29 protein-coding genes are annotated in these 26,104 nt (G+C 64.2%); 15 read left to right on the forward strand and 14 right to left on the reverse strand.

Features of this window, described 5'->3' with window-relative positions:
- Nucleotides 1–5 precede the first annotated feature (5 nt).
- Nucleotides 6–1,667, reverse strand: coding sequence for an NAD+ synthase (locus CEQ44_RS20980; RefSeq protein ID WP_088184896.1), 1,662 nt, complete (start codon nt 1,665–1,667; stop codon nt 6–8).
- A gap of 131 nt (nt 1,668–1,798) precedes the next feature.
- Here CEQ44_RS20980 and CEQ44_RS20985 point away from each other — a divergent pair, with 131 nt between their 5' ends.
- Nucleotides 1,799–2,734, forward strand: coding sequence for a ribose-phosphate pyrophosphokinase (locus CEQ44_RS20985; RefSeq protein ID WP_088184916.1), 936 nt, complete (start codon nt 1,799–1,801; stop codon nt 2,732–2,734).
- 79 nt (nt 2,735–2,813) lie between these two features.
- On the opposite strand, the gene CEQ44_RS20990 is transcribed toward CEQ44_RS20985, so the two are convergent.
- The gene (locus CEQ44_RS20990) at nt 2,814–3,050 is read right to left on the reverse strand and encodes a hypothetical protein (RefSeq protein ID WP_088184895.1); all 237 of its coding nucleotides are present in this window, start codon (nt 3,048–3,050) and stop codon (nt 2,814–2,816) included.
- A gap of 48 nt (nt 3,051–3,098) precedes the next feature.
- Nucleotides 3,099–3,521 carry a VOC family protein gene (locus tag CEQ44_RS20995; protein ID WP_088184894.1) on the reverse strand — a complete coding sequence of 141 codons (423 nt, stop codon included), beginning with the start codon at nt 3,519–3,521 and terminating at the stop codon, nt 3,099–3,101.
- Nucleotides 3,522–3,588: 67 nt separating this feature from the next.
- Here CEQ44_RS20995 and CEQ44_RS21000 point away from each other — a divergent pair, with 67 nt between their 5' ends.
- A complete protein-coding gene (locus CEQ44_RS21000; protein ID WP_088184893.1) occupies nt 3,589–4,401 on the forward strand; it encodes an inositol monophosphatase family protein in 813 nt (270 codons plus the stop codon).
- Between the two features lie 32 nt (nt 4,402–4,433).
- Here the strand turns inward: CEQ44_RS21000 and CEQ44_RS21005 are convergent, their stop codons facing one another.
- Nucleotides 4,434–6,596, reverse strand: coding sequence for an AsmA family protein (locus CEQ44_RS21005; RefSeq protein ID WP_088184915.1), 2,163 nt, complete (start codon nt 6,594–6,596; stop codon nt 4,434–4,436).
- Between the two features lie 173 nt (nt 6,597–6,769).
- On the opposite strand from CEQ44_RS21005, the gene rpmI reads away from it, so the two are divergent.
- From rpmI to pheT, 5 genes are all read left to right on the forward strand, one after another.
- The gene (rpmI, locus tag CEQ44_RS21010) at nt 6,770–6,973 is read left to right on the forward strand and encodes a 50S ribosomal protein L35 (RefSeq protein WP_088184892.1); all 204 of its coding nucleotides are present in this window, start codon (nt 6,770–6,772) and stop codon (nt 6,971–6,973) included.
- Between the two features lie 13 nt (nt 6,974–6,986).
- Entirely contained in the window at nt 6,987–7,349 is a 363-nt protein-coding gene (gene rplT / locus CEQ44_RS21015) for a 50S ribosomal protein L20 (RefSeq protein WP_066606985.1), read from the forward strand.
- A 220-nt stretch (nt 7,350–7,569) separates the two neighbouring features.
- Nucleotides 7,570–8,187 (forward strand): LysE family translocator, encoded by a 618-nt coding sequence (locus tag CEQ44_RS21020; protein WP_088184891.1) that lies wholly within the window; start codon nt 7,570–7,572, stop codon nt 8,185–8,187.
- 87 nt (nt 8,188–8,274) lie between these two features.
- Nucleotides 8,275–9,366, forward strand: coding sequence for a phenylalanine--tRNA ligase subunit alpha (pheS, locus tag CEQ44_RS21025; RefSeq protein ID WP_088184890.1), 1,092 nt, complete (start codon nt 8,275–8,277; stop codon nt 9,364–9,366).
- On the forward strand, nt 9,363–11,780 hold the full coding sequence (pheT, locus tag CEQ44_RS21030) for a phenylalanine--tRNA ligase subunit beta (RefSeq protein ID WP_088184889.1): 2,418 nt from the start codon (nt 9,363–9,365) through the stop codon (nt 11,778–11,780). Before pheS ends, pheT begins: the two co-directional genes overlap by 4 nt.
- Before the next feature lie 152 nt (nt 11,781–11,932).
- Here pheT and CEQ44_RS21035 read toward each other — a convergent pair whose 3' ends face one another.
- The 8 genes from CEQ44_RS21035 to CEQ44_RS24605 are packed head-to-tail and all read right to left on the reverse strand — an operon-like array spanning nt 11,933 to nt 14,691.
- A complete protein-coding gene (locus tag CEQ44_RS21035; RefSeq protein WP_088184888.1) occupies nt 11,933–12,166 on the reverse strand; it encodes a hypothetical protein in 234 nt (77 codons plus the stop codon).
- 26 nt (nt 12,167–12,192) lie between these two features.
- Nucleotides 12,193–12,444: a hypothetical protein gene (locus CEQ44_RS21040; RefSeq protein WP_088184914.1), complete on the reverse strand. Its 252-nt coding sequence runs from the start codon at nt 12,442–12,444 to the stop codon at nt 12,193–12,195.
- 38 nt (nt 12,445–12,482) lie between these two features.
- Nucleotides 12,483–12,794, reverse strand: coding sequence for a hypothetical protein (locus CEQ44_RS21045; protein ID WP_088184887.1), 312 nt, complete (start codon nt 12,792–12,794; stop codon nt 12,483–12,485).
- 27 nt (nt 12,795–12,821) lie between these two features.
- A complete protein-coding gene (locus CEQ44_RS21050; protein WP_088184913.1) occupies nt 12,822–13,112 on the reverse strand; it encodes a hypothetical protein in 291 nt (96 codons plus the stop codon).
- A gap of 37 nt (nt 13,113–13,149) precedes the next feature.
- A complete protein-coding gene (pspC, locus tag CEQ44_RS21055) occupies nt 13,150–13,530 on the reverse strand; it encodes an envelope stress response membrane protein PspC (RefSeq protein ID WP_088184886.1) in 381 nt (126 codons plus the stop codon).
- Nucleotide 13,531: 1 nt separating this feature from the next.
- Nucleotides 13,532–13,798: an envelope stress response membrane protein PspB gene (pspB, locus tag CEQ44_RS21060; RefSeq protein ID WP_088184885.1), complete on the reverse strand. Its 267-nt coding sequence runs from the start codon at nt 13,796–13,798 to the stop codon at nt 13,532–13,534.
- Between the two features lie 4 nt (nt 13,799–13,802).
- Nucleotides 13,803–14,471, reverse strand: coding sequence for a phage shock protein PspA (pspA, locus tag CEQ44_RS21065; protein WP_088184884.1), 669 nt, complete (start codon nt 14,469–14,471; stop codon nt 13,803–13,805).
- A gap of 46 nt (nt 14,472–14,517) precedes the next feature.
- Nucleotides 14,518–14,691 (reverse strand): hypothetical protein, encoded by a 174-nt coding sequence (locus tag CEQ44_RS24605; protein WP_176400370.1) that lies wholly within the window; start codon nt 14,689–14,691, stop codon nt 14,518–14,520.
- A gap of 182 nt (nt 14,692–14,873) precedes the next feature.
- Here CEQ44_RS24605 and pspF point away from each other — a divergent pair, with 182 nt between their 5' ends.
- On the forward strand, nt 14,874–15,896 hold the full coding sequence (gene pspF, locus CEQ44_RS21070) for a phage shock protein operon transcriptional activator (protein ID WP_088184883.1): 1,023 nt from the start codon (nt 14,874–14,876) through the stop codon (nt 15,894–15,896).
- Nucleotides 15,897–16,041: 145 nt separating this feature from the next.
- Here pspF and CEQ44_RS21075 read toward each other — a convergent pair whose 3' ends face one another.
- The gene (locus CEQ44_RS21075) at nt 16,042–16,920 is read right to left on the reverse strand and encodes a 3-hydroxybutyryl-CoA dehydrogenase (protein ID WP_088184882.1); all 879 of its coding nucleotides are present in this window, start codon (nt 16,918–16,920) and stop codon (nt 16,042–16,044) included.
- A 176-nt stretch (nt 16,921–17,096) separates the two neighbouring features.
- Between CEQ44_RS21075 and CEQ44_RS21080 the strand changes: the two genes are divergently transcribed.
- The 7 genes from CEQ44_RS21080 (at nt 17,097) to CEQ44_RS21110 (ending at nt 22,767) form a co-directional block, all read left to right on the forward strand.
- Nucleotides 17,097–17,567: a YbgC/FadM family acyl-CoA thioesterase gene (locus CEQ44_RS21080; protein ID WP_088184881.1), complete on the forward strand. Its 471-nt coding sequence runs from the start codon at nt 17,097–17,099 to the stop codon at nt 17,565–17,567.
- The gene (gene tolQ, locus CEQ44_RS21085; protein WP_088184880.1) at nt 17,564–18,268 is read left to right on the forward strand and encodes a protein TolQ; all 705 of its coding nucleotides are present in this window, start codon (nt 17,564–17,566) and stop codon (nt 18,266–18,268) included. The genes CEQ44_RS21080 and tolQ overlap by 4 nt, the downstream gene beginning before the upstream one ends.
- A gap of 67 nt (nt 18,269–18,335) precedes the next feature.
- The gene (locus CEQ44_RS21090) at nt 18,336–18,800 is read left to right on the forward strand and encodes an ExbD/TolR family protein (RefSeq protein WP_088184879.1); all 465 of its coding nucleotides are present in this window, start codon (nt 18,336–18,338) and stop codon (nt 18,798–18,800) included.
- Between the two features lie 18 nt (nt 18,801–18,818).
- Nucleotides 18,819–19,874, forward strand: a complete 1,056-nt coding sequence (locus CEQ44_RS21095) for a cell envelope biogenesis protein TolA (RefSeq protein WP_088184878.1) — start codon at nt 18,819–18,821, stop codon at nt 19,872–19,874.
- Nucleotides 19,871–21,205 (forward strand): Tol-Pal system beta propeller repeat protein TolB, encoded by a 1,335-nt coding sequence (gene tolB / locus CEQ44_RS21100; protein WP_088184877.1) that lies wholly within the window; start codon nt 19,871–19,873, stop codon nt 21,203–21,205. Before CEQ44_RS21095 ends, tolB begins: the two co-directional genes overlap by 4 nt.
- Before the next feature lie 108 nt (nt 21,206–21,313).
- Nucleotides 21,314–21,829, forward strand: a complete 516-nt coding sequence (pal, locus tag CEQ44_RS21105; RefSeq protein WP_088184876.1) for a peptidoglycan-associated lipoprotein Pal — start codon at nt 21,314–21,316, stop codon at nt 21,827–21,829.
- 161 nt (nt 21,830–21,990) lie between these two features.
- Nucleotides 21,991–22,767 carry an IclR family transcriptional regulator gene (locus tag CEQ44_RS21110; RefSeq protein ID WP_088184912.1) on the forward strand — a complete coding sequence of 259 codons (777 nt, stop codon included), beginning with the start codon at nt 21,991–21,993 and terminating at the stop codon, nt 22,765–22,767.
- 72 nt (nt 22,768–22,839) lie between these two features.
- Here the strand turns inward: CEQ44_RS21110 and CEQ44_RS21115 are convergent, their stop codons facing one another.
- On the reverse strand, nt 22,840–25,782 hold the full coding sequence (locus CEQ44_RS21115) for a TonB-dependent receptor (protein ID WP_088184911.1): 2,943 nt from the start codon (nt 25,780–25,782) through the stop codon (nt 22,840–22,842).
- Nucleotides 25,783–26,104: the final 322 nt, after the last annotated feature.

Raw genomic sequence — 26,104 nt, forward strand, 5'->3', positions numbered from 1 at the left:
ATTAGTTATATCGTACGGAAGCCGTTGGTGATCGGGTAGCGGCGGTCGCGGCCGAAATTGCGGGTGCCCAGTTTGACGCCGGGGGGCGATTGGCGACGCTTATATTCGGCGACGTAGAGCAGGCGCTCGATCCGGGCGACGGTGTCCTTCTCGAACCCGCGCTCGACCAGCTGATCGACCGACAATTCCTCCTCGACCAGGCCGTAGAGGATTGGGTCCAGGACTTCATAGGGCGGCAGGCTGTCGTCGTCGCGCTGATTGTCGCGCAGTTCGGCGCTGGGCGGCTTGGTGATGACGCGCTGCGGCATCACCGGGCCTTCCGGGCCGATGCCAGCGCCAAGTGACGGGACGTTTTCGTTGCGCCAGCGGCACAGGTCGAACACGGTGGTCTTGTAGGCGTCCTTGAGTACCGAATAGCCGCCCGCCATGTCGCCATAGATGGTGGCGTAGCCGACCGACATCTCGCTCTTGTTGCCGGTGGTGAGCAGCATATGACCATATTTGTTGGACAGGGCCATCAGCGTCACGCCGCGGATGCGGGACTGGATATTTTCTTCGGTCAGGTCGCGCTGGCGCCCTTCGAAAACCGGGGCGAGCATCGTGTCGAAGGCGGCGACGGCCGGTTCGATCGGAATCGTGTCGTAGCGGACGCCGAGCAGGCGGGCGCACGCAACCGCATCGTCCAGGCTGTCCTGGCTGGTGAAGCGCGAGGGCATCATGACGCACCAGACGCGGTCGGGGCCAAGCGCATCGACCGCGACGGCGGCGGACAGGGCGGAATCGATGCCCCCCGAAAGCCCCAGCACGACGCCTGGAAAGCGGTTGCGGTTCACATAGTCGCGCAGGCCAAGGACCATGGCGTTGTAAATGTCGGCCGGGCGGTCATCCAGCGGGTGCGGCTCGCCGGGCAGGCACACCCATTGGCCGTCCCGTTTCTCCCATTGGGTGAGCACCAGCGCCTCTTCCCAGTCGGGGAGTTGCTGGGCCAGGGTCAGGTCGCCGTTCATGACGAAGGAGGCGCCATCGAACACCAGTTCGTCCTGCCCGCCGACGCGGTTGAGATAGACCAGAGGCAGGCCGGTTTCGCGAACGCGGGTGCCCGCGACGCTGTTGAGGCGGCGATCGTCCTTGTCCACCTCATAGGGGCTGCCATTGGGGCTGATGAGGATTTCCGCACCTTCGGCCCGCAGATGCGCGGTGACGAAGGGGAACCAGATATCCTCGCAGATGGGGACGCCGATCTTCACGCCCTTGAAGTCGATCGGCGCGGGCAACGGGCCGGGGGCGAACAGGCGCTTTTCATCGAAGGTGCCGTAATTGGGCAGCTCGCGCTTCTGGCGGATTGCAGTGACCGCGCCATTTTCCAGCAGGGCGACGACGTTGAAGAGGACGCCCTGCGCCGCGACGACGGTGCCGACCAGCATCGCCGGGCCGCCATCGGCGGTTTCCTGCGCCAGACGATCAAGCTGATAATTGGCCTGTGTGACCAAAGCGGGCTTGAGGACCAGATCTTCGGGCGGATAGCCGATCAGTTGCAGTTCGGGATAGACGATGAGGTCGGCGCCCTGCGCCCGCGCCCGCCATTCCAGCATGGCGTCGGCATTGGCCTTCAGGTCGCCCACGGACTGGGTCATCTGCGCGAGCGCGATCACGAGTTTGTCGGTCATGCCCCGCGCCCTAGTGCATTTTGACGGCTGGCGCAAAAGCGCCTTTCCACTTGCGCCCCGCGCCGCTACAGGGGCCGCGTTTCGCGCATCGTCATCCGTTTGTCACGCCAATCAGCCTGGGGTTTTTCGCCATGAAACTCATGACCGGCAATTCCAACAAGCCGCTCGCGGCCGCTATCGCCGACTATATCGAAATTCCCCTGACCGACGCCAGTGTCCGCCGCTTCGCGGACGAAGAAGTTTTCGTGGAAATTCATGAGAATGTCCGCGGCGAAGATGTGTTCGTAATCCAGTCGACGTCCTATCCGACCAACGACAATCTGATGGAATTGCTGATCATGATCGATGCGCTGAAACGCGCGTCGGCCAAGCGAATCACGGCGGTCGTCCCCTATTTCGGCTATGCCCGGCAGGACCGCAAGCCCGGCCCGCGCACGCCGATCAGCGCCAAGCTGGTCGCCAACCTTATCACCACCGCCGGGGCCGACCGCGTGTTGTCGGTCGATCTGCACGCCGGGCAGATCCAGGGCTTCTTCGACATCCCAACCGACAATCTGTTCGGTGCGCCGGTGATGTCGGCCGATATCCAGGCGCGTTTCGGCGACAAGAATATCATGGTCGTCTCGCCCGACGTGGGCGGCGTGGTGCGCGCCCGCGCGCTGGCCAAGCGGCTGGACAACGCGCCGCTCGCCATCGTCGACAAGCGCCGCGAGCGCGCCGGCGAATCCGAAGTGATGAACATCATCGGCGACGTGAAGGGGCGGTTCTGCATCCTGATCGACGATATCGTCGATTCGGCGGGCACGCTGTGCAACGCCGCCGCCGCGCTCAAGGCGCAGGGGGCCGACGAGGTGATCGCCTATGTCAGCCATGGCGTGCTGTCGGGCGGCGCGGTCGCGCGGGTCGATGCGTCGGAACTGCTGGAACTGGTCATCACCGATTCGATCCAGGGCACCGAGGCTGTGAACAGCAGCAGCCGCGTGCGCCACCTGCCGATCGCGCCGCTGCTGGGCGAAGCGATCAAGCGGATCGCGGACGAGAGTTCGGTATCCAGCCTGTTCGATTGAAAGGAGAATAGGCTGCGAACGATCCGGGGGATCGTTCGGCCGAACTCTGTCGGTGTCCAGCCTGTTCGACTGAGGACTGTCAGGCCGCTGGGAGAATCACCAGCGGCACCGTCAGGATCATGACCAGTGCGACGACGATGCGCTGGGCGCGCGAGATCCCGAGCGGCTTTTCGCGCCAGAGCATCGGGCAGGCGAGCAGCGCAAAGCCGATCGCGAGGTTGGACAATGTCACCGATCCGCCAATCGGCATGTCCTGCCGCAGGGCGAGGCCCGCGAACAGGCCGACGAAACTCAGGAACCAGCCGATCAGCGCCATGCGCCCCCCTTTGACGATGCAGGATAGAACGGTCGGGTTGCCGAAGGCTTAATCGGTCCAGGGATCGTAGCTGCCGAAGCTCCAGACATTGCCTTCGGGATCGAGCGCGGTGTAGCCGCGGCCGGGATAGCCGTCATTATCCTGGGGTTCCTGCACCACCACCGCGCCTTCGTTGCGGGCGTGGAGGCAGTGGGCGTCAGGATCGGACACGACGATATAGACGCAGGCGGTGGTGCCGCCAAGCTCGCGGACGGTGGACCAGGTGTAGAGCGATTCGTCCTCCATATCCTTGACGCTGCCGAGCATGACCATGCCCTCCCCCAGCACCAGTTGGGCGTGGTGGATGATCGTGGAATCACTATCGTCGGCATGGACGGCATGGCGGGTGAAGCCGAACGCGGCGCACAGGAAATCGATCGCGGCGGGGGCATCGGCGTAGCGCAGGCATGGGATGACGGGCGAACCGGGCATCTTCCTCTCCTTCTTTCGTCTGTGGTTCAGTCTAGCCTAAGCGCGACGCAACCGCTAGGCGAAGGGCATGACAACCCGCGACGACCTGGCCCTTGCCAACCGCCTTGCCGATGCCGCAGGCACGGCGATCCGCCCCTTTTTCCGTGCGCGATATGACATGGAGTTGAAGGCGGACAAATCGCCGGTGACGGAGGCCGATCGCGCCGCCGAAGCCGCGATCCGCGCGATATTGGAGAAGGAACGGCCGGGCGACGGCATCATCGGCGAAGAATATGGATCAGTGCGCGAAGATGCCGAGCGAGTGTGGATTCTCGATCCGATCGACGGGACGCGCAGTTTCATCGCCGGACGGCCGATTTTCGGCACGCTGATCGCGCTGACGCAAGCGGGCTGGCCGACCATCGGCATCATCGACCAGCCGATCGCGCGGGAACGCTGGGCCGGGATGAGCGGGCAGCCGACGACGTTCAACGGCCAGCCGGTGCGGACGCGGGCGTGCAAAGCGCTGGAGGGTGCGGGGATCGCCACGACCAGCCCGCATCTGTTCGGCGAGGGTGACGTGCCCGCCTATATGGCGCTGGTCGCCGCAGTGTCGGGCGGGTCCCCGCGCCAGGGGCCGGTCTATGGCGGGGACTGCTATAATTATGGGCTGCTGGCGTCGGGTTTCCTGGACATCGTTATCGAATCGGGCCTGCAAAGCTATGATTTCGCCGCGCTGGTGCCGGTGGTCGAGGGCGCGGGCGGGCTGATGTGCGACTGGAACGGCGAGCCGCTGACGGCTGACAGCGAAGGCCATGTGCTGGCGCTGGGCGATCCGGCGCGGCTGGAGGATGTGCTGGAGGCGTTGGGCAGCGCGCCGGACCATCATCACGACCATTGATCGACTGAAGGCAGTCTAGCGGCGGGCCGCGATCAGAAGATGCCGAGGAATTTCTTGTCCTGCTTCTTTTGCTCGCCCTTGCTGCCTTCGCCCTTTTCGTCCTTCGCCGTGGTGCCGCGGCCGACATCGTCGCGCGGATCGCCGCGCTTGGTGCGCTGGCCCTGCGCGCTGGCGCCGGCCAGGATCGGGCCGCAGGCCGCGCCCTTCGCATCGCCAGAATCGACGAAGGCCAATAGCGACGCGATCGGAGTGCCGACGACACCCAGCGCCAGCGCTGCGCCACCACGCGTCAGCAATTCGGGGCTGACGACGGAAATGCCCGGCCTTGCGAAATAGCCGTTGATGCCGATGGGCGACTGGCCGGACAGCAGGCTGATCTTCTTACCGTCCGCGCGGAAGGCGAGGTCGAGGCTCTCATTCTTGAACGAAAAGCCTCCGCGACCGATCATCACATTTTTCTTCGTGTCGATCAGGATCGGATCGGCCGCCGCCACGCCGTTGCGGACGGTGAAGGCGATGAGGCCGCAGTTGATTTCCACCGGCTGTTTCAATTTGCCGGAAAACATCTTGGTGACGAAGGTGCCGACATCCAGTTCGGACAGTTGCACGTTGCGCGCCCACATCGTCCCGGCCGGCAGGATGACCGCGATGCGTCCGTTGGCGGTCGCGAGCGAATCATGGAGCGTATCGCCCAGCCCGGTCATCTGCACGCGGCCCTTGATCGTGCCGGTGGTGCCCGATTGTTCGACGCCCCAGCGCGCCAGCAGCCTACCCATGGGCGTAGGCGCCAGGCGGATGTCGTAGCTGGTCTTCACCAGCGCGCCGCGGGCGTTGATTTCTATATCCGATGCGACATGGCCGCCCGACATGTCGAAGGTCAGCGGCGAGAGGGTTAGGAGGCTGCGGTCGAGCTTCAAGGTCAGATCTATGGCGGAGATGGGCACATGCTGCGCCCGGACGCGCTTGACGCTGTAGGTGACGTTCGCGTCGAAATTGCGGATCGCCTCGACCCGCAATGGCGTGTCGGGCAGCAGGCGCGGCGTGCCCTCCACGGTTTCAATCGCGCCGGCCGCGCCCTGCCTTTCGATCTTTTCGGGATCATAGCCGAAGAAGGGGGCGGCATCGACGATGTCGAGCATCTGGGTCGCCAAGTCCGCCTTGAGCAGCAGGCGATTGTTGGGCAGCGAGGCGGTGAAACTGCCCGCCAGATCACTGGCGCCGAAGCGGCCCTTCAATTTCGTGAAGCGCCATTCTTCGCCCACCTTCGTCAGGGCTGACGTAAAGCGGTAGGCCCGCGTGTCGGGGATCGCTGCGCCGAGGAAATCGAACAACAGGCTGAGATTGGGACCGCGCGTGACAAGGCGCAGGTCGCTACCCTCCAGTTCGGTCGCGCCGCGCAGCGTGCCGGCGACGTCGACGATCGTCGCGCCGGCCTGCGCGCGCATTTGCAGGCTGTTCTTGCCGCGCGATACCGTGGCGTTGGGGGAAAGCAGGCTGCCCTTGAGCGTGAAGGACTTGTCCCGCATGCTGCCAGTGCCCGACAGGCGCACGTCGCTGGTGAAGCGGGTATCGAGCGCCCGGACCGTTTCAAAGCCGATGTCGGCGTTCAACTGCATCCGCGGATCGCGGTAGCGCAGGGTGGTCCCCGCCAGCTTGGCCTGCGTGATCAGCGGGAATACCATGGGCTTGCCCTGTGCATTGGGATCGCCCAGCGTCCAAGTGTTATGCTTGTGATCGCGCGACCATTCCAGGTCGACCGCGCCGTTGCGCAGTTCCAGCCAGAGCAGGCGGACCTTGTCGCCGAAGAGCAGGCTGAGCGGCGAAATCCGCGCGTCGATCAGGTCGGCGCGGAACAGATGCGGCTGGCTGGCCCAGGGCAGGTTGCCGATACGCGCCTTTTCGGCCAGGAATTTGATGCTGATCGGGGCGAAATAGAGCTGGAAGTCGCCCTCCACCCGGACTTCGCGCTGGAGGCGTTTGCCCAGGATCTGCTCGAAAGGGGTTTTGAGGAAGCGGCCCTTGGTGATGAACAGAATCAGCCAGATCGCGAACAGCACGCCGATGATGGAAAGGAGGATGCGGACGGGCAGCGGCAATCTGCGCCATCGTTCGCGCAACGCGGTCGCATGCGCGCGATAGCCTGCGGGCGGCGCGACGGCCGGACGTTCCGAAATCTGCACATCGCTATCGACCATGGCGGCCTCAACGCCCCGGCGGGGCAAATGGCTCCAGACCGTCATTGCGCGAATCGCTTGCCTTTGCGGGCATGTCCGCCTATGCGCGCCGTTCGCGATATTCAGTGAGACCGCCCGGCTAACTAGGGCTGCCGGGGCTGTCTGTAATCGTCGCGCTGAAAAAGGAGACGAAAATGCCCAAGATGAAGACCAAGAGCGGTGTGAAGAAGCGCTTCAAGTTCACCGCCACCGGCAAAGTGAAGCATGGCGTCGCTGGCAAGCGTCACCGGCTTATCAGCCATAATGCGAAATATATTCGTCAGAACCGCGGTACGTCCGTCCTGTCGGAATCGGATGTTGCCCATGTGCGCCTGTGGGCGCCCTACGGCCTGAAGTAAGGAGTAGAGGCACATGGCACGCGTAAAACGTGGTGTAACCACCAAGGCGAAGCATAAGCGGTTATTGGTTCAGGCGAAGGGCTATTATGGCCGTCGCAAGAACACGATCCGCGTCGCTCGCCAGGCCGTCGAAAAGGCCGGCCAATACGCCTATCGCGACCGTAAGGTTAAGAAGCGTTCCTTCCGTGGTCTGTGGATCCAGCGCATCAACGCGGGTGTTCGCGCTGAAGGCCTGACCTATTCGCAGTTCATGCACGGTTTGAAGCTGGCAGGCGTCGAACTGGACCGCAAGGTCCTGGCCGACATTGCGATGCACGAAGGCGAGGCGTTTAGCGCCATCATCGCCCAGGCGAAGGCTGCGCTGCCCGCGGCCTGAACCAGTCGGTCGCAAGATCGTCAAAAGGGCGCCGGGGGCAGATGCTTCCGGCGCCCTTTTTGTTTGTTTGTTGCGGATTTCATCACCCCCCGTTCGTTTCGAGCGAAGTCGAGAAACGAGGCAGAGCGGACTTCGGCGACATCAAGCCCCGCACGGCTTCATGCGGTTCTCGACTTCGCTCGAAGCGAACGGAGGGAGTCTCATCCAAAGGATCAATCCCATGTCGCTGCATCTGTGGTGGTTGTACGTTACGGCGGTTTTCCTGATCTCGGCCACGCCGGGGCCCAATATGCTGCATGTGATGACGCAGAGCATCGCCCATGGCCCGCGCAAGGCGACAGCGACGATGGCGGGCCTTATGAGCGCGGTGCTGCTGTGCCTGATTGCGTCGGCGCTTGGGCTCGGCGCATTGCTGAAAGCCTCACCGCGACTGTTCGATGTGCTGCGTTATGCCGGTGTCGCCTATCTGCTGTGGCTGGGGATCAAGGCGTGGCGCGCGCCGGTGGGCGGCAGCGCGGCCGGCGCGACCAGCACGCGGTCGGCAAAGGCGCTCTATGGCGCCGGGCTGCTGACGGGCCTGGCCAATCCCAAGCTGATCATCTTTGCCGCCGCGCTCTTTCCCCAGTTCATCGACCTCAACCGCCCCTTCTGGCTGCAATTGTCGATCCTGATCGCAAGTTTCGTGGTGATCGAAAGCTTCTGGTATGGCGTCTATGCGCTGGGCGGCCTGCGCCTGGCGCGCTGGCTGGCGCCGGCTAATCGGCAAACCCTGTTCAACCGTGGCACCGGCCTCATGTTCATCGGCTTTGGGGGGGCGCTGCTGGGGGCGCGGGCGTAGCGCTTTCCTGGCCTGGCCCTTTCCTTGAGCGCCCAGCGTCGCTAAGGCCGCGGGCATGTTTCCGCCATCACAGGCTCTGGAAGATTTATGACTGAAATTAGCGCATTGAAAGCCGGCCTGATCGCCGACATCGCCGCCGCCGACACGCTGGACGCTGTCGAGGCGCTGCGCGTCGGCGCTTTGGGGAAGAGCGGGGTTGTGACCGGCCTGCTCAAGACGCTGGGGCCGATGTCGCCGGAAGAGCGGATGGCGAAAGGGCCGCCGATCCAGGATTTGCGCGAGAGCGTGACCGCGGCGCTGGCGGAGAAGAAGGCGGCGCTGGAGGCGGCGGCGCTGGACGCGCGGCTCGCGTCCGAACGCATCGACATGACCCTGCCCGTTGATCTTGGGCCGCAGGGGTCGGTGCATCCGGTCAGTCAGGTGATGGACGAGCTGGCTGAAATCTTCGCGGACTTAGGGTTTTCGGTCGCTACCGGGCCGGAGATCGAGGACGACTGGCATAATTTCACCGCGCTCAATATCCCCGAGACGCACCCGGCGCGGGCGATGCACGACACCTTCTACTTCCCGGACGAGGAAGGGCAGAAGCGGATGCTGCTGCGCACCCACACGTCGCCGGTGCAGATCCGCACGATGATGACCACGTCTCCGCCGATCCGCATCATTGCGCCGGGCCGCGTCTATCGCAGCGACAGCGATGCGACCCACACACCGATGTTCCACCAGATCGAGGGGTTGGTGATCGACAAGGGGATCACGCTGGGCCACCTGAAATGGACGCTGGAGACGTTCCTGAAAGCGTTTTTCGAGCGCGAGGATATCGTCCTGCGCCTGCGCCCCAGTTACTTCCCCTTCACCGAACCGTCGGTCGAGGTCGATGTCGGCTATACGCTGGTGAGCGGCCAGCGCGTGATCGGCGGCGACGGCGAAGGGCCAAGCGGCGGCTGGCTGGAAGTATTGGGCAGCGGGATGGTCAATCGCAAGGTGATCGAGGCGTGTGGGCTGGACCCGGACGAGTGGCAGGGCTTTGCCTTTGGCACCGGGGTCGATCGGCTCGCCATGCTGAAATATGGGATGAACGACTTGCGCGCCTTCTTCGACGGCGACCTGCGCTGGCTTAGACATTATGGTTTCACGGCCTTCGATGTGCCGACGTTGAGCGGAGGCGTAGGCGCATGAAGTTCACCCTGAGCTGGCTCAAGACGCACCTGAACACCGATGCGGACCTGACGACGATCCTCAAGACGCTGAACGCCATCGGCCTGGAGGTCGAGGGCGTCGAGAATCCGGCCGAGAAACTGGCCGGGTTCAAGATCGCCAGGGTGCTGAGCGCGGAGCGTCATCCGCAGGCCGACAAATTGCAGATACTGAGCGTCGATCATGGCGACGGCCATCCGTTGCAGGTCGTGTGCGGCGCGCCCAATGCGCGCGCCGGGCTGGTCGGCGTGTTCGGCGTGGAGGGCGCGGTGGTGCCCGCCAACGGCATGGTCCTGAAAAAGACCGCTATCCGGGGCGTCGAATCCAACGGCATGATGTGTTCCACGCGCGAGCTGGAACTGGGCGACGATCATGACGGCATCATCGAACTGAGCGGCGACGCGCCGGTGGGCCAGGTCTATGCCGACTGGGCGGGCCTGAACGATCCGGTGGTCGACGTCAGCGTCACCCCCAACCGGCAGGATTGCATGGGCGTGCGCGGGATCGCGCGCGATCTGGCGGCGGCGGGCCTGGGCACGCTCAACGCCATCATCGTGCCGGAGATTGCCGGCGTGGGTCCGGGGCCGGATGTGCGGACGGACGATGTGGACGGCTGCCCCGCCTTTTTCGCGCGGACCGTGCGCGGCGTGACCAACGGCACATCGCCCGAATGGATGGCCAAGCGGCTGAAAGCCATCGGCCAGAAGCCGATCAGCGCGCTGGTCGATATCACCAATTATATCATGTTCGACCTTGGCCGGCCGCTACACGTCTATGACATGGCGAGCCTGAAGGGTGGGCTGGTCGCGCGCAAAGGCAAGGCGGGCGAGCAGCCGCTGGCGCTCAACGGCAAGACCTATAGCGTGGACGAGACGATGACCGTCATCGCCGACGACGAAGCCGTGCACGATATCGGCGGGATCATGGGCGGCGAACATTCGGGCGCGCAGGATGGTACGACCGACGTATTGATCGAATGCGCTTACTTCACGCCAGAGCGGATCGCGATGACGGGGCAGAAGCTGACCCTGACGTCGGACGCACGGGCCCGGTTCGAGCGTGGGGTCGATCCGGCGTTTCTGGACGACGGCCTGTCGATCGCGACCAGCCTGGTCGTCAGCCTGTGCGGTGGTACGCCCAGCCAGGCGACCCGTGCCGGCACCCCGCCCGCGACGCCGCGGACAGTGGCCTATGCGCCCGACCAGTGCCTGGCGCTGGCCGGCGTGCATGTGCCCGCCGACGAACAAATGCGCATCCTGGAGAGCCTGGGCTTTGGCGTCAGCGGCGAGGCGAGCCGCGTCGAATATGAAGACGGCATGCCGGTGACGGTGCCGGGCAGTTGGACGATCATCGTGCCGACATGGCGCCGCGACGTCGATGGCTGGCCCGACATTGTCGAAGAAGTTGTGCGCATCGTCGGCCTGGACCAAGTGCCGTCCACCCCGTTGCCGCGCGTGCCGGGCGTCGCCCGCCCGACTGCTACCCCCGAACAGATGGTCGAGCGCCGGGTGCGCCGCACCGCCGCGGCGCGCGGGATGGCCGAAGCGATCAACTGGTCGTTCATTGCCGAAAAGGAAGCCGCCGCCGTGGGCGGGGGCGACTGGACGCTGGCGAACCCGATTTCCGAAGAGCTGAAGGTCATGCGGCCATCGCTGCTGCCCGGCCTGTTGTCGGCGACGAAGCGCAATGTCGATCGCAGCGCGACCTCGGTCCGCCTGTTCGAATTGGGCCGCCGCTATTTCAAGCAGGGTGAGCGGGCGACCGTCGGCTTCGTGCTGGCGGGCGAGAAGGTAGCGCGGGGCTGGCAGACGGGCAAGGCGCAGGGCTTCGACGCATTCGACGCCAAAGCCGAGGTGATCGCGCTGCTGGCGGCGGCCGGCGCGCCGGTCGGCAATCTCCAGAATTTCGGGGAGGCGTCGACCGCCTATCATCCGGGTCAGTCCGGCACGCTGCGGCTGGGGCCGAAGGCGGTGCTGGCCGAATATGGTGTGCTGCACCCGTCGCTGGCGAAGCAATTCGGGCTGTCGGGCACGGTGGTCGCGGGCGAAATTTTCCTCGACGCGATTCCGGGCAAGCGCAAGAGCGGCTTCATGCGCGCGCCCTATGCGCCGCCCGCCTTGCAGGCGGTGAAGCGCGACTTTGCGTTCGTCGTGCCGGAACAACTGCAGGCCGACGCGCTGGTGCGTGCCGTAAAGGGCGCGGACAAGAAGAGCATCGTCGACGTACGCCTGTTCGATGTTTTTGTCGGGCCGGGCGTGGAGGAAGGCTTCAAGTCACTGGCGATCGAGGTGACGTTGCAGCCGGGCGAGAAGAGCTTTTCCCAGGACGATCTGGAAGCGATCAGCGCCGCGGTGGTTAAGGCCGTACAGAAGCTGGGCGGTAGCTTGCGGGGTTGATGATCGGCTTTGGGATGAAGGGCCGCGTCGCTCACACGCCGCGCCCCTTTTACCCATCATCCGTTCGTTTCGAGCGCAGTCGAGAAACGGCTGGCGCAGCGCTTCACGCTTCTCGACTGCGCTCGAAGCGGACGGCGTTGGATTCAAATGGCCTAAAGATCGACGCCCGCCGCGATCGCTTCCAGCTTGCGGATGCGTTCCTTGAGGTCGGCGACCTCGATCCGGGCCGACGCGCTTGGCGGCGCAGCTTCCTCGAAGCGGCGGCCCAGTTCGGCGCGCTTTAGCTCCAGCCAGCCGGCCCAGCCGCGCAGGGCCGCGACCGCGATAATGACAAGGCCGACCAGGCTGGTCATCGCCAGCGTGAGGTAGAGATAGGGGTCTTGCATATAAGCCTCCCTGTCCGGCGCGATGCTCAGTCGCGATCCCGGAGTTTTTCGAATTCCCGCTCCAGCGCGGTGGAGCCGTCCGTGGCGAGCCGTTCCAGCACGGCGACGCGATCCTTGAGCGCCTTCACTTCGGCGCGGAGCCGTTCGGCTTCGGGATCGAGGCCGCGCTGGATGAAGTCTTCGCCTTTGTCGCGACGCACGACGCCATATTTGGCACGCAGGACGCTGGCGATGGCGGTGATGGCGATGATGGCAACCACCATTTCAAACGGATTCATTTCGATCACTCCCTGATGGCGCGCTGGCGGCCAGGTGATTAGTTGGCGGGGCTGCGCAGCCGTTCGATTTCCTGGGTCAACTGGTGGCTGCCGTCGGTGACGATCCGCTCCACAACGGCAAGCCGGTCCTTCATCGATCCGATCTCGGCGCGAAGCTGGGCATTTTCCTGGCTCAGCAGCTTGATGCGCTCGACCATCTCCTCATTCTTCTGCGGATAGATCGCCTTGCCCAAGCTGCTTTCCAGCGGATAGCCGTGCTTGATGCGCAACCAGGTGGTGAAGATCCAGCCACCGACCGCCAGCGATCCCACGATGACCGCCACGGGGGCGAAGGCTTCAAATGGAAACATGATGATACTCCCCTTGGTCGGCCAATATCAGCGCAGCGCGTCGATTTCGCGCGCAGTGCGGGTGGAAGGATCGGTGGCGATCCTTTCCAGCACGGCGATGCGGTCTTCGAGACGGCTGATGCGGCCCGTCAGCTTTTCGTTTTCACTCGACAGCAGGTCAATTTTTCGACCGGCGTCGGCGTCCGTTCGATGAACGGTGCCGCTCCATTCATTTTCCACCGGATAGCCGTGCCGGGCACGGACCCAGGTGGTGAACATCCAGCCCAGCGTCGACATGGCGATGATGGCGAGGACGAAATAGGGTCCACTAAAGCTCATGAACATTCTCCCCTGTTATGATGTCCCCACGCGGCGCTCAGCGCAGGCGGTCGATCTCGTCGGCGAGGCGGGTGTTGCGGCTGGTATAATAGATTTCGATGTCGGCCAGGCGGCGATCGATATCGCGGAACTTGGAGCGGACATCGCGGGTGGAGCGGGTCGGGTTGGTCCGCACGCCCTGCCAGAATTTTTCGTCGTCGCGGTCCGAATAGAGGCCCACAGGCTTGTTGTCGGCGAAATAGACGGCGCAGGCATAGGCGATCAGCGTCCAGGGGAAGGCCCCCATCAGCGTGACCAGCACCGCGCCGACCCGAACCCAGGTGACGTCGATCCCGCTATAGTCGGCGATGCCGGCGCACACGCCCGACCATTTGCCATTTTTCTTGTCGAGGTAGAATTTGGTACGGCGGGCGGTCATGTCAGTTCCTCCGGTCGAGTTCGTAGCCGTCGTCGGCCGACGGGCGAGAGGGGCGGAAATCGGGATTGTCGGCGGCGACGATCCGTTCGACCGTCTGGAGCCTTTCCTCCAGACGGCGGGCGAGAAGGTGGAGGTCATCCAGCAGCTTCTCGTCCTCGTCGGTGATCTTGGGCGCCTGCTTCCATTTGGTGACATAGTGGAAGATCAGCCAGGGCATGCCGATGAACAACATGCCGCAGACGATGACGGGCAGGAAAACCTCTTCCATCGGATCAGCCTTCCTTACCCATGCTGGCTTTCAGGGCGGCGAGATCGGCATCGACCTTGTCGGCCGACTTCAATTCCGCAATCTCTTCCTCCAGCGTCTTGGGCTGACCGCCCAGCGTCACGGCGTCGGCGCGGCCTTCGGCCATGTCCACCCGGCGTTCGAGCATGTCGAAGCGGGCGAAGGCGTCGTTGACCTTTTCGCCAGCATAGGCTTCACGGACGCGCAGACGGTTTTCCGCGCTCTGCATCCGGGTCACCAGGCTGTTCTGGCGGGCGCGGGCTTCGCGCAGCTTGCCCTGCAGCTTGCCGATATCTTCTTCCGACGCGCGCAGCGCCTCATCCAGCGTCGCAATCTCTTGGGCGAGATGATCGGCCATGTCGGTCGCCTTCTGGCGCTCGACCAGCGCAGCCTTGGCCAGATCTTCGCGGTCCTTCGACAGAGCGAGCTGCGCCTTTTCGGTCCAGCTGTCCTGCAGGGCATTGAGCTTGGCGATGTGGCGGCGCATTTCCTTCTGGTCGGCGATGGTGCGGGCCGCGGACGCGCGGACTTCGACCAGCGTTTCCTCCATTTCGAGGATGATCATGCGGATCATCTTCGCGGGGTCTTCCGCCTTGTCGAGCAGGTCGGTCACATTGGCGGCGATGATGTCGCGGGTGCGGGAGAAAATACCCATTATAACGTCACTCCTGGTCTTATTGTCTTGGGAAGACTGATGCTGCTTACGCCAGATAGCGCAAGGTAGCGGTGCTGTGCTGCGTCGCGAGGATCGGCGCTTCGCTGGCGCGGGCCGGGCCGACCGCCGAAAGGATCATGGTCGATCCGAACAGCAGGGCGGCAATGGCGGCCGACAGCAGCTGGCTGATGTCACGAACGCTGTTGCTATGGTTGGTCATCGTCTTACTCCCTGAACCTTGGCCTTCATAGGTTCCGCGATTGTTGCGGATTACCCTGAGCTTTGCAGAGGCCGTGCCAGTTTTGAAAAGTGCCCGATTTCTCGGGATTTTCGGGTCATTGCGGTGTGCCGTGCCAATATCTCACTTGCCAAGGAGTGGGAAATTTCACCATAAGTTGGCATATGGAGAAAAATACGCAGTTTATCGGCCAGTCGTCGGTCTTTCTGGACGCGGTGGAGCAGGCGGGGCGCGCGGCGGAGCTGAATCGGCCGGTGCTGGTGATCGGCGAACGCGGCACCGGCAAGGAGCTGATCGCCGAGCGGCTGCACCACCTGTCGCCACGCTGGGGCGAGCCGCTGATCACGATGAATTGCGCGGCGCTGCCCGAAACGCTGATCGAGGCGGAATTGTTCGGCCATGAACAGGGCGCCTTCACCGGCGCGACCAAGGCGCGGCCGGGCCGGTTCGAGGATGCGGACGGCGGCACGCTGTTCCTGGACGAGTTGGGCACGCTGTCAATGGCTGCGCAGGAGCGGTTGTTGCGCGTGGTCGAATATGGCGAGGTGACGCGGATCGGCGCGTCGAAGCCGCAGCGGGTGGACGTGCGGATCGTCGCGGCGACCAACGAGGATCTGCCCGCCGCCGCCGACGCCGGACGCTTCCGCCCGGACCTGCTCGACCGGTTGAGTTTCGAGGTCATCACCCTGCCCCCGCTGCGTGCACGCGAAGGCGACATTACGGTGCTGGCCGATCATTTCGGCCGGCGGATGGCGGCCGAGCGCGACTGGCCGCAATGGCCCGGATTCACCGCCGCCTGCGCCGCGGAACTGGAAGGCTATGGCTGGCCGGGCAATGTGCGCGAGTTGCGCAACGTGGTGGAGCGCGCGGTCTATCGCTGGGACGAGCCGGGGCGGCCGATCAGCCGCATCACCTTCGACCCGTTCGCTTCGCCCTGGAAGCCCAAGTCGATGATGAAGCCGACTGAGGCAGCGCCATGCGACGCCACCGCCGCGCCATCAACGCCCGGCATGACCTATGAGGAGATCAGCGACTTGCGTGCGGCGGTGGACGGGCATGAGGCGGCGATCATCCGCGCGGCGCTGGACCGGTTCCGCTACAACCAGCGGGCGACCGCCAAGGGGCTGGGCCTGACCTATGACCAATTGCGCCATTGCATGAAGAAACATGGGTTGAGCGCGGGGTAACATCACCATTAGTCCTCCGTTCGGCCCTTCGGACAAGCTCAGGAGAGCCTGTCGAAGCCCTTCTCTTCTTCGCAGGAAGAAAGGCCCTTCGACAAGGCTCAGGGCGAACGGGTGGAAGGATTTTACACCCACCCCACCCAATAGCTCAGCGCGTCGGCACCGGTTCCGCGCCGCTATAGTCGTAGAAGCCCTTGCCGGTCTTGCGGCCATACCAGCCCGCTTCGACATATTTGACCAGCAAAGGCGCCGGGCGATATTTGGGATCGCCGGTGGTGCTGAGGAAGACGTTGAGGATTTCGAGCGCGGTGTCCAAGCCGACGAAATCGAGCAAGGTGAGCGGTCCCATCGGATGGTTGAGGCCCAGTTTGCAGCCCTGATCGATATCGGTGACGCTGCCGACGCCCTCGCCCAGCACGAAGACCGCTTCATTCAGCATCGGCAGCAGGATGCGGTTCACGACAAAGCCGGGCGCATCGAAGGCATGGACGGTGGTCTTGCCAATGCGCGAGGCGAACCCCTCCACCGCGGCGACGGTTTCGGGCGTGGTGGCGAGGCCGCGAATGACCTCCACCAGCACCATCACCGGCACGGGATTGAAGAAATGGACGCCCACGAAACGCCCCGCGTCGGGGGCGGCCTGCGCCAGACGGGTGATGGGGATGGAGGATGTGTTGGTCGCCAGGATCGCGTCTGCGGCCAGTATCTTCCCGACATTGGCGAAGATGGCGCGCTTCACCTCCTCGCGCTCGGTCGCGGCCTCGATCACCAGTTGCGCGTCGGCCAGCGGGGCGATGTCGCCGACAGGCGTGATCCGGGCAAGCGCGGAGTCAGCGTCGGCCTGTGTGATCTTTTCCTTGTCCACCGCCTTAGCAAGCAGCTTGGCGATGCCCGCCAGCCCCTTTTCCGCGCGGGGCAGATCGATGTCCGACAATATGACGCTATAGCCCGCCTGCGCCGCGACCTGGGCGATGCCCGCGCCCATCTGCCCTGCGCCGATGACGCCGACCGTGCGAATATCCGTCATGCCTTGCTCTCCCTCATGAATCATCGCCTCTCCCTTAGCGGCGCAGGCGTCCGGCGGCCAGTATCGCGCGCCTATGCAATCAGACAGGCTGGATCGCATCGTGGCGACGACCGATTGCGGGCGCCCCGGCCATTTCCGGCTTTGCGTGGGCGCTGCGCCATGGTTAAAAGCGCGCCATGTCCGTATCAGACCTGATGCCCGCGCCGGCGACCGGACGCTTCCTCGCCGCCGTGCATCATTTCCCGCTGCGCGTCTATTTTGAGGATACCGACCTGTCGGGGCTGGTCTATCACGCCAATTATCTGCGCTATATGGAGCGCGCCCGGTCCGACATGCTGCGCATCGCCGGGATCGACCAGCGTGCCAACCATGAAGGGGGTGCGGGCGTCTATGCTGTCACCGACCTGCACATCCGCTATCGCCGTCCCGCCCGGCTGGACGACGACCTGATGGTGGTGAGCCGTGTCGTCGCCGTGCGGGCCGCAAGCTGCGCCATTCATCAGCGGGTCATGCGCGGGCAAGACGAGTTGACCGACGCTACCATTACGGTCGCCTGGCTGACGCCGCAGGGTCGCCCGCAGCGGCAACCCAAAGCCTGGACCGATATTTTCACCCGCCTTTGCCAAGGGGAAGACCTTCACCCATGACGCTTAACCTGCCTGCCGGCGCCATCACCGACGCCGCGACCATATCCCCGCTGGCCCTGTTCCTGCAGGCCGACATCGTCGTGAAGGGCGTAATGCTGGGCCTTCTGCTGGCCAGCATCTGGACCTGGGCGATCATCATCAGCTTCAGCGTCAGCCTGCGCAAGGCGAGCAAGGAAAGCCGCAAGTTCGAGGCCGATTTCTGGAAGGCGGAGGATATCGACCGCTTTTACGAAGCGCGGGGCAAGGCGGAGTTCCCCGCGGCCAAGGTGATGGCGGCGGGCGTCACCGAATGGCGGCGATCGACCGCACAAAAGGTGATCGACCGCGACGGCACGCGCGACCGGCTGGGCACGTCGATGTCGAGCGTCATCGCGTCCGAGATTGATCGCCTGTCCGATCGGCTCAATATATTGGCGACGGTGGCGTCGGCCGCGCCCTTCATCGGGCTGTTCGGGACCGTCTGGGGCATCATGCGCGCCTTCACCAGCATCGCGGCCGAGCAGAACAGTTCCCTTGCGGTGGTCGCACCGGGCATTGCCGAGGCGCTGTTCGCCACGGCCATCGGCCTGTTCGCGGCGATCCCGGCGCTGATCGCCTACAACCGGTTCAGCCACGGCATCAACCGGCTGGAAGCGGGGCTGACGCGCTTTGCCGACAGCTTCTATTCGACGCTGAGCCGTGAGTTGGAGTCCCAGCGATGATCTCGAGCATCGCTGCAACCAGAGACGCGATGATCTTGGGCATCGCTGTAAATGAGGGACGCCGCTGATGGCAATGTCCGGTCCTCCCTCCGCCCGGCGCGGGCGCGGGCGCGCGCCGATGGCCGACATCAATGTGACGCCGCTGGTCGACGTCATGCTGGTGCTGCTCATCATCTTCATGGTGACCGCGCCGCTGCTGGTGACCGGGGTGCCGGTAAACCTGCCCGAAACCCGCGCCAAGGGCCTGGATGCGGACGCGAAGCCGACGATCCTGTCGATCGACCGCGACGGCGGCCTGTTCATTGACGACGCGCAAATCAGCGACGCGGACCTGCCCGATCGGCTGGCGGAAATCGCCGCCGCCAACGCAGGCCAGCCCGAACCACCGCAAATCTTCCTGCGCGCCGACACCGCGCTGGATTATGGCAGGGTAATGCGGGTGATGGGCGAGCTTAATCGCGCGGGCCTGAACAAGGTTTCGCTGGTCAGCACCGGGTCGGGTGACGGTTCGGCCAGCGACGGTTCAGAATAGGGACCATAGGTCAGCCATATGGAGCGCGCGGAAAAGATCGGCCTTGGCGTCGCGACGGCGGGACATGTTCTGCTGTTCGGCTTGCTGTCCGCCGGATTCCTGGCCACCCCCAATCCGCTGAAGCTGAAGTCGCCGCCGATGGACGTGAGCCTGGTGGATGAGGTGGCGCTGCAATCGACCGCGCCGCAGGTGTCGACCCAGCCGCCCCCGCCCAGTGTTGCGCCGGAGGAAGGGCCGACGGAAGACGCCAAGCCCGCGCCGGAGCCTGCACCCGCCCCGGAGCCGACGCCTGCGCCGCCGCCACCCAAGGTCGAGCCGAAGCCCGTGCCCAAGCCGACGCCGCCAAAGCCGGTCGTGAAGGACGCCCCGGCCAAGCCCAAGCCCGTGCCGCCGAAGAAAGAGGTGGCCAAGGCGACACCCAAGCCGAAGCCGGCGCCGGAAAAGCCAGCGCCCAAGCCCGCGCCTGAAAAGCCAAAGGCTGCTGCGGCCGCGCCGTCGAAGAGCGACGCCAAGGCGAAGAGTGACGCCAAAGCGAAGGCCGATGCGAAGGCCAAGGCCGACGCCAAGGCGAAAAGTGACGCCAAGGCCAAGAGCGATGCTAAGGCCAAGGCCGATGCGGCGGCGCGTGCGTCCGGCGCCAGCAAGGCGGACAAGCCCAAGGGATCGTTGCTGGGCAAGGATTTTCTGAAAGGGATCGACACCAAGGACGACGCGCCGCGCAAAGCAGCGCCGCCACCGGCTGCCGCCATGGGGCCGCAGCAGAAGGCCGCGCTGGACACCGAAATCCGTCGCCAGCTGAAGCCGCACTGGCGCCCGCCTTCGGGCGCGGACGCGGATCAACTGGTGACGCTGCTGGAAGTGCGGCTGGACAAGAGCGGCGCCCTGGTCGGTGCGCCCGAAGTGATCGACCAGACCGGCGTCACCGCCAGCAACCGGCCGCAGGCGAAGCTGCATGCCGAACGCGCGATCCAGGCGGTGAAACTCGCCGCCCCCTTCCGCAATTTACCAACTGAATATTATGACCAATGGAAATGGCTCCGGCCACTCCGCTTTGACGCGAGGCTGAACCGATGAAGACCAAATTCCTACGCCGCATTTCTTTGGCGACCGTAGCGCTTGCCGCCATCCTGTCCGCGCCCGCCATGGCGCAATTGTCGGTCGATGTGACCGGCGAGGTCGACAGCAACGTCAAGGTCGCCGTGCCCACCCTACCCGCCCAGCAGGATGTGGCGACGCCCGCCGGCACCGCCAGCGAATTGGGGCGCAAGATCGCCGAAGTGATCGCGTCCGATCTCAAAGGGTCCGGCCTGTTCGATCCGTCGGGGCCTGGCGGGATGCCGGCCGTCGCCTTCCCCGAAGTCACCAATCCGGTCTATGACAAATGGAACGCCTATCAGGCACTGGTCCACGGGTTCGTGCGCACGAGCGGGGGCGAGGCCGACATCACCGTGGGCTGCTACCTCTATGATGTGGCGCTCAAGCAGGAACTGACGCGGCAGGGCTATGTCGTCGCCCCGCGCGACTGGCGGCGGGCCGCGCATAAATGCGCCGACGCCATCTATGCGCGCCTGTCGGGCGAAAGCCCCTTCTTCGACAGCCGCATCGCCTATATCGCGGAGAGCGGGCCCAAGGGTGCGCGGGTCAAGCGGCTGGCCATCATGGATTCGGATGGAGCGAACCATCGCTTCATCACCAATGGCCAATCGATGGCGCTGACGCCGCGCTTTTCGCCCGATTACAAGTCGATCCTCTATGTCAGCTATCTGGGCAGCCGGGTGCGCCTCTATATCTACGACATCGGCGCCGGGCAGCAGAAGCTGGTGACTGAAAGCACCAACGCGACCTTCGCGCCGCGCTGGTCGCCCGATGGGCGCTCTATCCTCTTCTCGATGGCGGTGGCCGGCAATACCGACATCTACCGCGTGTCCGCCAATGGCGGGACGCCGGTACGGCTGACCAATTCGCCGGGCATCGATGTGGGCGGCAGCTATTCGCCCGATGGCAGCCAGATCGTGTTCGAAAGCGACCGGTCGGGCGGGCAGCAAATCTATGTCATGAACGCCGACGGCTCCAACCAGCGGCGGATCAGCCATGGCGGCGGCCGCTATGCGACGCCCGAATGGTCGCCGCGCGGCGACCTGATCGCCTTCACCAAGCTGTCGGGGGACTTCAAGGTCGCGGTGATGACGCCCAGTGGCGACAATGAGCGGATATTGACCAATGGCTGGCAGGACGAACAGCCGACCTGGTCGCCCAACGGCCGCGTGCTCCAGTTTTTCCGCACGACGCCGGGCAAGCAGGGCAGCAGCCAGGTGTGGCAGGTCGACCTGACCGGGGTGAACGAACGGCGGATTCCCACTCCGCTGAGCGGGTCCGATCCAGCCTGGGGGCCGTTGCTGCCGTGATCCCATGGTCAGGACGGGGGAACCTAGTCGTCTTGACAGCGTAACGAACATCACGGACCCTGATGCCTGTCTTAGTCGGCGGCGTAGAATATATCGAAGGAGACCCCCATGAAACTGTCCCGGACTCTGTTGATGGCGACTGCCATCATCGCGCTGGCCGCCTGTTCGAAGAAGCCGCCGGCGCAACTGCCGCCCGCCCCAGGCGGCACCGGTGGTACGACCGCACCCAGCGGACCGATCGGCGCTGGCGGCCCGGTCAAGGGCAGCCAGGAGGATTTCGTCGCGTCGGTATCGTCGGACCGCATCTTCTTCGGCCTCGACCAATATGATGTCGATGCGGAGGATCAGGCGACGTTGCAGAGCCAGGCTGCCTGGCTGCAGCAGAACCCATCGGTGCGCGTTACGATAGAGGGCCATGCGGACGAACGCGGCACCCGCGACTATAATATTGCGCTGGGCGAACGCCGCGCCAATGCGGCGAAAAACTATCTCGCCTCGCTTGGGATCGCACCCGGCCGCATCACCACCGTCAGCTATGGCAAGGAACGGCCGGCGGCGCTGGGATCGGACGAGGCGAGCTGGGCGCAGAATCGCCGCGCGGTGACCGTGACTATCCAATATTGATCGACGCCACAGCGCGATGGTGAAAAGCCCGCCGGTCGATGCGACCGGCGGGCTTTTGTATGGCCGCACGAAAGCGGCTGACAAACGACCCAATTTGCCCGATATGCTTCCTCTATATGGAACGCGCCCGATATGTGGGACGAGAGGATAGCAGGATCATCATGCAGGACGGCGACGAAAAACAGGAAGCGGTGAAGGGCACGCAGACATTGATGCGCGCTCTCGACATCATGGACGAGGTGATCGACGGCCCGATCCGCGCCGCTGACCTCGCCCGCAAGCTGGGCATGAGCAAGACCACCGCGCACCGGCTGGTGCAGGCGCTCAAATCGCGCAACTATCTGGCGGTGACGCGCGACGGCTTCGCGCTCGGCCCCAAGCTGCTGCAGCTGGGCGTGCTGGCGACCGAGCAGATTGATTATGTGCGGCTCGCCCGTCCCTTCATGGAAATATTGTCGGAACGCACCGGATTCTGCGTCTTCGTGGGCAAGCGCGAGGGCGACTGGTCGCGCCATCTGGACCGGGTGACCGGCACCCAGCGGCTGCGCGTCGCCACCGCGCCGGGCGACCGCCGCCCGATCGCGGAAACGGGCCTGGGCAAGGCGCTGCTGCTGGACGAGACCGAAGAGACATGGGCGCGGCTCTATGGCGAGGCGAAGGACGGCAAGGCGACGCCAGCGCAGATCAAGGCCTATGTCGCGGAGATGCGCGAGCATAAGGCGCGCGGCGAAGTGCTGCACGACAGCGAACTGGGCGATGGCGTGCGATCGATCGCGGTGCCGATCCGCGACGCGCGGGGGCAAATCTGCATCGCCATCTCGATCGCGAGCGCGGCCCATTATTTGACCGACGACCTGCGGCCGGGGCTGGCCGCGCAGGTGATGCGGTCGGCCGAACAGATCGGCGCGGCCGTGGGCTATAGCGGCCCGCGCCGATAGGATCGTCTCCCACACAATAAGGGCGCGGTCACAGGGAGTGGCCGCGCCCTTGAGGTTGGGGAGAGAGGAATTTTACATCCGGTAGGTCACGCCGAAGGTGAAGGTGCGGCCGATCCGGGTTTCGAACAAGGTGTCCTGCCGCTGGCTGTCGATATAGAGGCGGTTCTGTTCGTCGGTCAGGTTGGTCGCCTCCACCATGATCTTCAGTCGGTCGGTGACATTATAGCTGGCTGACGCATCCATGAAGAAGGTTTTGGCATTGCCCTGCAGATCGCTGCCCGGCGAGGCGGGGATGCCGCGGATGAACTTGTCGCGGAAATTGCCCGTGGTGCGGATGCTGAACTTTTCATCCTCATAATAAAGCGTCGCCGACGCCGTGTTCTTGGACAGGCCAACGAGGTCCGCCGTGGTCGTTACGGTCGGCACGCCGTTCACGCTGGCGAGGATATAGTCGATCTTCGACGTGACGCGGGTGTAATTGCCCAGAAAGCCGAAATTGCTGAGGAATCCGTCGAAGAAGGTGAAGGGAATTTGGGCGTTCAGTTCGATGCCCTTCAGCTTACCGCCGGGCGTGTTGAACGGCTGCGACACGGTGAACAACTCGGTCGGCAGGGTGTTGCTGTTTTCCAGCAGCGCGTCGGGCAAGCCCAGTTCGTTGAACGGCACCTGGCTGTTCACATTCTGGATGAAGCTCTTGATATCCTTGTAGAAGAAGGCGGCCGAAAGCAGCGATCCGGGGCGGAAATACCATTCGACCGCGACGTCGAAGGTGGTCGCCCTTATGGGATCGAGGAAGGGATTGTTGACATTGCCGACGCGGGTCACCGGATTGACGCCGCTGGTGGGCGTCAGCAGGCCCAGTTCGGGCCGCGCCAGCACCTTCGCGCCGGAGAAGCGCAGCAGCAGATTGTCCATCGGCTCGATCACGATATTAGCCGACGGCAGCCAGTCGTCATAGCTGTTCTTGGCCGCCGCGAACTGACCGGTCAGGCCGGTCGGCGACGCCGCGCTGGCGACCGTGACATAGCCCGACGAGAGCATCTCGGTCTTGACGTAGCGCACACCCGCATCGCCGCGAATACCAAAGCCGATCGCATCCTCCAGATCGAAATTGGCCATGAGGTAGCCGCTGCTCACCTCTTCGCGCACCCGGCTGCGCCCGCCGCCGCATTCCACGCCGCAATAGCGGACCGAATCGAAGCCGAAGGTGCTGGCCCATTTGTCCGGATCGATCGCGACCCAGCTGGCCGGCGCGCCATTGCCCCACAGCTTGTCGACGCCGCCGATGGTGGTGGTGATGTCGGCCAGGCTGGTGCCGGCGGGCAGCGCCCGAACCACGGTGTCGGCGTTAAAGGGGCGCAGGAAAGTGGAAAGGAAGTCGCTGCGCCGATATTGCGCGCCCGCCCGGATCGAGAAGGCGTCGTTCAGGGTCCATTTGAGGTTCGCTTCGGCGGTCAGATTGTCGGTCTTGTTGCGCGAGGGCTTGCCCTGGAAGCTGAAGCCGCCCAGCACGGTGCCGTCGGCCCGACCCGGCGCATAGGTGAAGCTGGCCGGATCGTTGACATCGACGCCGAAGCCCAGTTTCGGCGTGGTGCCGCCATCGCAGAAGTCGATCGTGAAATTATCGGTGTCGATCGCGTCCATGAAGGTCTGGAGCCGCTTCTTCCCGTCCCAGATAGAGCGGTTGAAGCCGACGATGCCGCTGACCTCAAGGCTGTCGTTCAACTGGCGCTTGAAGTTGACATTGGCCTGTTTGAAGGTCGAGACGAAATGGTCCACCAGCCCTTCGGACCGCACATCCACGCCGTCGAACACGCCATGGACCAGCGATCCATTTTCGTCGAACTCTATGTCGCGCACCGATGTCATCGGCTGGCCATTGTTCGCGGCGGACCGGGCGAAGGAGATGGCGGCGATATAATTGTCGCGCCGCGTCACTTCGAAACGGGAATAGAGGAAATCGACCGAAATATCGGTCTGGTCGTCGGGCTGGAATTGCAGGGTCAGCGATCCGCCGATCCGTTCCTGATTCTGCTCGCTGTTGAGGTAGCGCGGGATGCGAGGGAGGAAGGCGCCGCTGCCCGCCACGCCGGACAGGTCGTCGCGACGCAGATCCTGGATGGTCTGATAGGCGGCGGCAGTGCTGGTGCGCGGATTGCCGGTCGAGCAGTTGAGCGCATTGGCGCCCTTCACAGCATTGTCGCCCGGATTTTGCGGGGCAAAGCCGATCGGCGAGCAGAAGCCGCCATTGGTGTTGGCGGACAGGATATCGACCGCCGAATAGCCGACTTCGCGGATATGGCGCTTCTGATAGGCGAGCGAGCCGAGGATGCCGAAGCCGCTGTCGCCGAACTGTTTGGAGATCAGCAGCGAGGCGCGGGGGTCCACCTTCTTCGACAGTTCGTTATAGACGCCGCGCGCGGTCATGGAGAGGACGAAGTCGTCCTTCTGGTCGAACGGCTTGGGCGCGGTCAGATCGACCGTGGCGCCCAGCGAGCCTTCCTCGACATCGGCCGAGGGAGTCTTGCGAACGGAGAGAGCGGAGAAGATTTCGGTCGGGAAGACGTTGAAGTCGAAGCTACGGCCGTTATTGCCTGCGCCGTAAATGTCGGACGATCCGGTCTGGGCGGTGCCCTCCATGCCGTTGATGCGCACGCGGGTGAAACCGGCACCCAGGCCACGGACCGAGATATTGCGCCCTTCGCCGCCATCGCCGCGCGCCAGCGCCACGCCGGGCACGCGCTGCATCGATTCGGCGAGGTTGGAGTCGGGGAATTTGCCGATATCCTCCGCCACGATCGAATCGATCGCCGCGGCCTCCTGCCGCTTCATGCCGAGCGCACTGTTGAGCGAAGCGCGAAAGCCAGTGACGACGATGTCGGCGACGCCCGCATCGGCGGGCTCATCCGCGGCGCTAGGCTGGTCCTGGGCGATGGCCGGCGCGGCGACGAGCAGCATGGACGCGATCGCGATGGCCGAGCTGCGACGTGCGAACGCGGAACGGGTGTGCAACATAAATCCTCCCCATTTGTCACGGGCGCCATCGCTTATGACGTCCATATTGTCCCACTATGTGAACTGAGGTGTCATCCTATATCGCTCGCTGCGCAATTGCTAGAAAAATCATCATGTGATTTTCAATTCCACAATGTGGATCATTTCCGATAATGTTTCATACAGTGACGTTCCGGCCGCTGGCGACGATTAGCCCAAGGAAAATCCTATGCTGCGCCTGCTGAAACACCAAAGCAGATTGACCCGGATAATATGTCCCGATATATGGATCATCAATCTAGTTAATGGGATTGATATGCAGCCGCCTCTGCACGGGCGGTTG

The sequence above is a fragment of the Sphingobium sp. Z007 genome, assembly GCF_900013425.1.
Taxonomy (GTDB): domain Bacteria; phylum Pseudomonadota; class Alphaproteobacteria; order Sphingomonadales; family Sphingomonadaceae; genus Sphingobium.

Coding starts and splice junctions, on each gene's coding strand:
- CEQ44_RS20980 (WP_088184896.1), bottom strand. CDS start 1,667: ATGACCGACAAACTCGTGATCGCGCTCGCGCAGATGACCCAGTCCGTG.
- CEQ44_RS20985 (WP_088184916.1), top strand. CDS start 1,799: ATGAAACTCATGACCGGCAATTCCAACAAGCCGCTCGCGGCCGCTATC.
- CEQ44_RS20990 (WP_088184895.1), bottom strand. CDS start 3,050: ATGGCGCTGATCGGCTGGTTCCTGAGTTTCGTCGGCCTGTTCGCGGGC.
- CEQ44_RS20995 (WP_088184894.1), bottom strand. CDS start 3,521: ATGCCCGGTTCGCCCGTCATCCCATGCCTGCGCTACGCCGATGCCCCC.
- CEQ44_RS21000 (WP_088184893.1), top strand. CDS start 3,589: ATGACAACCCGCGACGACCTGGCCCTTGCCAACCGCCTTGCCGATGCC.
- CEQ44_RS21005 (WP_088184915.1), bottom strand. CDS start 6,596: ATGGTCGATAGCGATGTGCAGATTTCGGAACGTCCGGCCGTCGCGCCG.
- rpmI (WP_088184892.1), top strand. CDS start 6,770: ATGCCCAAGATGAAGACCAAGAGCGGTGTGAAGAAGCGCTTCAAGTTC.
- rplT (WP_066606985.1), top strand. CDS start 6,987: ATGGCACGCGTAAAACGTGGTGTAACCACCAAGGCGAAGCATAAGCGG.
- CEQ44_RS21020 (WP_088184891.1), top strand. CDS start 7,570: ATGTCGCTGCATCTGTGGTGGTTGTACGTTACGGCGGTTTTCCTGATC.
- pheS (WP_088184890.1), top strand. CDS start 8,275: ATGACTGAAATTAGCGCATTGAAAGCCGGCCTGATCGCCGACATCGCC.
- pheT (WP_088184889.1), top strand. CDS start 9,363: ATGAAGTTCACCCTGAGCTGGCTCAAGACGCACCTGAACACCGATGCG.
- CEQ44_RS21035 (WP_088184888.1), bottom strand. CDS start 12,166: ATGCAAGACCCCTATCTCTACCTCACGCTGGCGATGACCAGCCTGGTC.
- CEQ44_RS21040 (WP_088184914.1), bottom strand. CDS start 12,444: ATGAATCCGTTTGAAATGGTGGTTGCCATCATCGCCATCACCGCCATC.
- CEQ44_RS21045 (WP_088184887.1), bottom strand. CDS start 12,794: ATGTTTCCATTTGAAGCCTTCGCCCCCGTGGCGGTCATCGTGGGATCG.
- CEQ44_RS21050 (WP_088184913.1), bottom strand. CDS start 13,112: ATGAGCTTTAGTGGACCCTATTTCGTCCTCGCCATCATCGCCATGTCG.
- pspC (WP_088184886.1), bottom strand. CDS start 13,530: ATGACCGCCCGCCGTACCAAATTCTACCTCGACAAGAAAAATGGCAAA.
- pspB (WP_088184885.1), bottom strand. CDS start 13,798: ATGGAAGAGGTTTTCCTGCCCGTCATCGTCTGCGGCATGTTGTTCATC.
- pspA (WP_088184884.1), bottom strand. CDS start 14,471: ATGGGTATTTTCTCCCGCACCCGCGACATCATCGCCGCCAATGTGACC.
- CEQ44_RS24605 (WP_176400370.1), bottom strand. CDS start 14,691: ATGACCAACCATAGCAACAGCGTTCGTGACATCAGCCAGCTGCTGTCG.
- pspF (WP_088184883.1), top strand. CDS start 14,874: ATGGAGAAAAATACGCAGTTTATCGGCCAGTCGTCGGTCTTTCTGGAC.
- CEQ44_RS21075 (WP_088184882.1), bottom strand. CDS start 16,920: ATGACGGATATTCGCACGGTCGGCGTCATCGGCGCAGGGCAGATGGGC.
- CEQ44_RS21080 (WP_088184881.1), top strand. CDS start 17,097: ATGTCCGTATCAGACCTGATGCCCGCGCCGGCGACCGGACGCTTCCTC.
- tolQ (WP_088184880.1), top strand. CDS start 17,564: ATGACGCTTAACCTGCCTGCCGGCGCCATCACCGACGCCGCGACCATA.
- CEQ44_RS21090 (WP_088184879.1), top strand. CDS start 18,336: ATGGCAATGTCCGGTCCTCCCTCCGCCCGGCGCGGGCGCGGGCGCGCG.
- CEQ44_RS21095 (WP_088184878.1), top strand. CDS start 18,819: ATGGAGCGCGCGGAAAAGATCGGCCTTGGCGTCGCGACGGCGGGACAT.
- tolB (WP_088184877.1), top strand. CDS start 19,871: ATGAAGACCAAATTCCTACGCCGCATTTCTTTGGCGACCGTAGCGCTT.
- pal (WP_088184876.1), top strand. CDS start 21,314: ATGAAACTGTCCCGGACTCTGTTGATGGCGACTGCCATCATCGCGCTG.
- CEQ44_RS21110 (WP_088184912.1), top strand. CDS start 21,991: ATGCAGGACGGCGACGAAAAACAGGAAGCGGTGAAGGGCACGCAGACA.
- CEQ44_RS21115 (WP_088184911.1), bottom strand. CDS start 25,782: ATGTTGCACACCCGTTCCGCGTTCGCACGTCGCAGCTCGGCCATCGCG.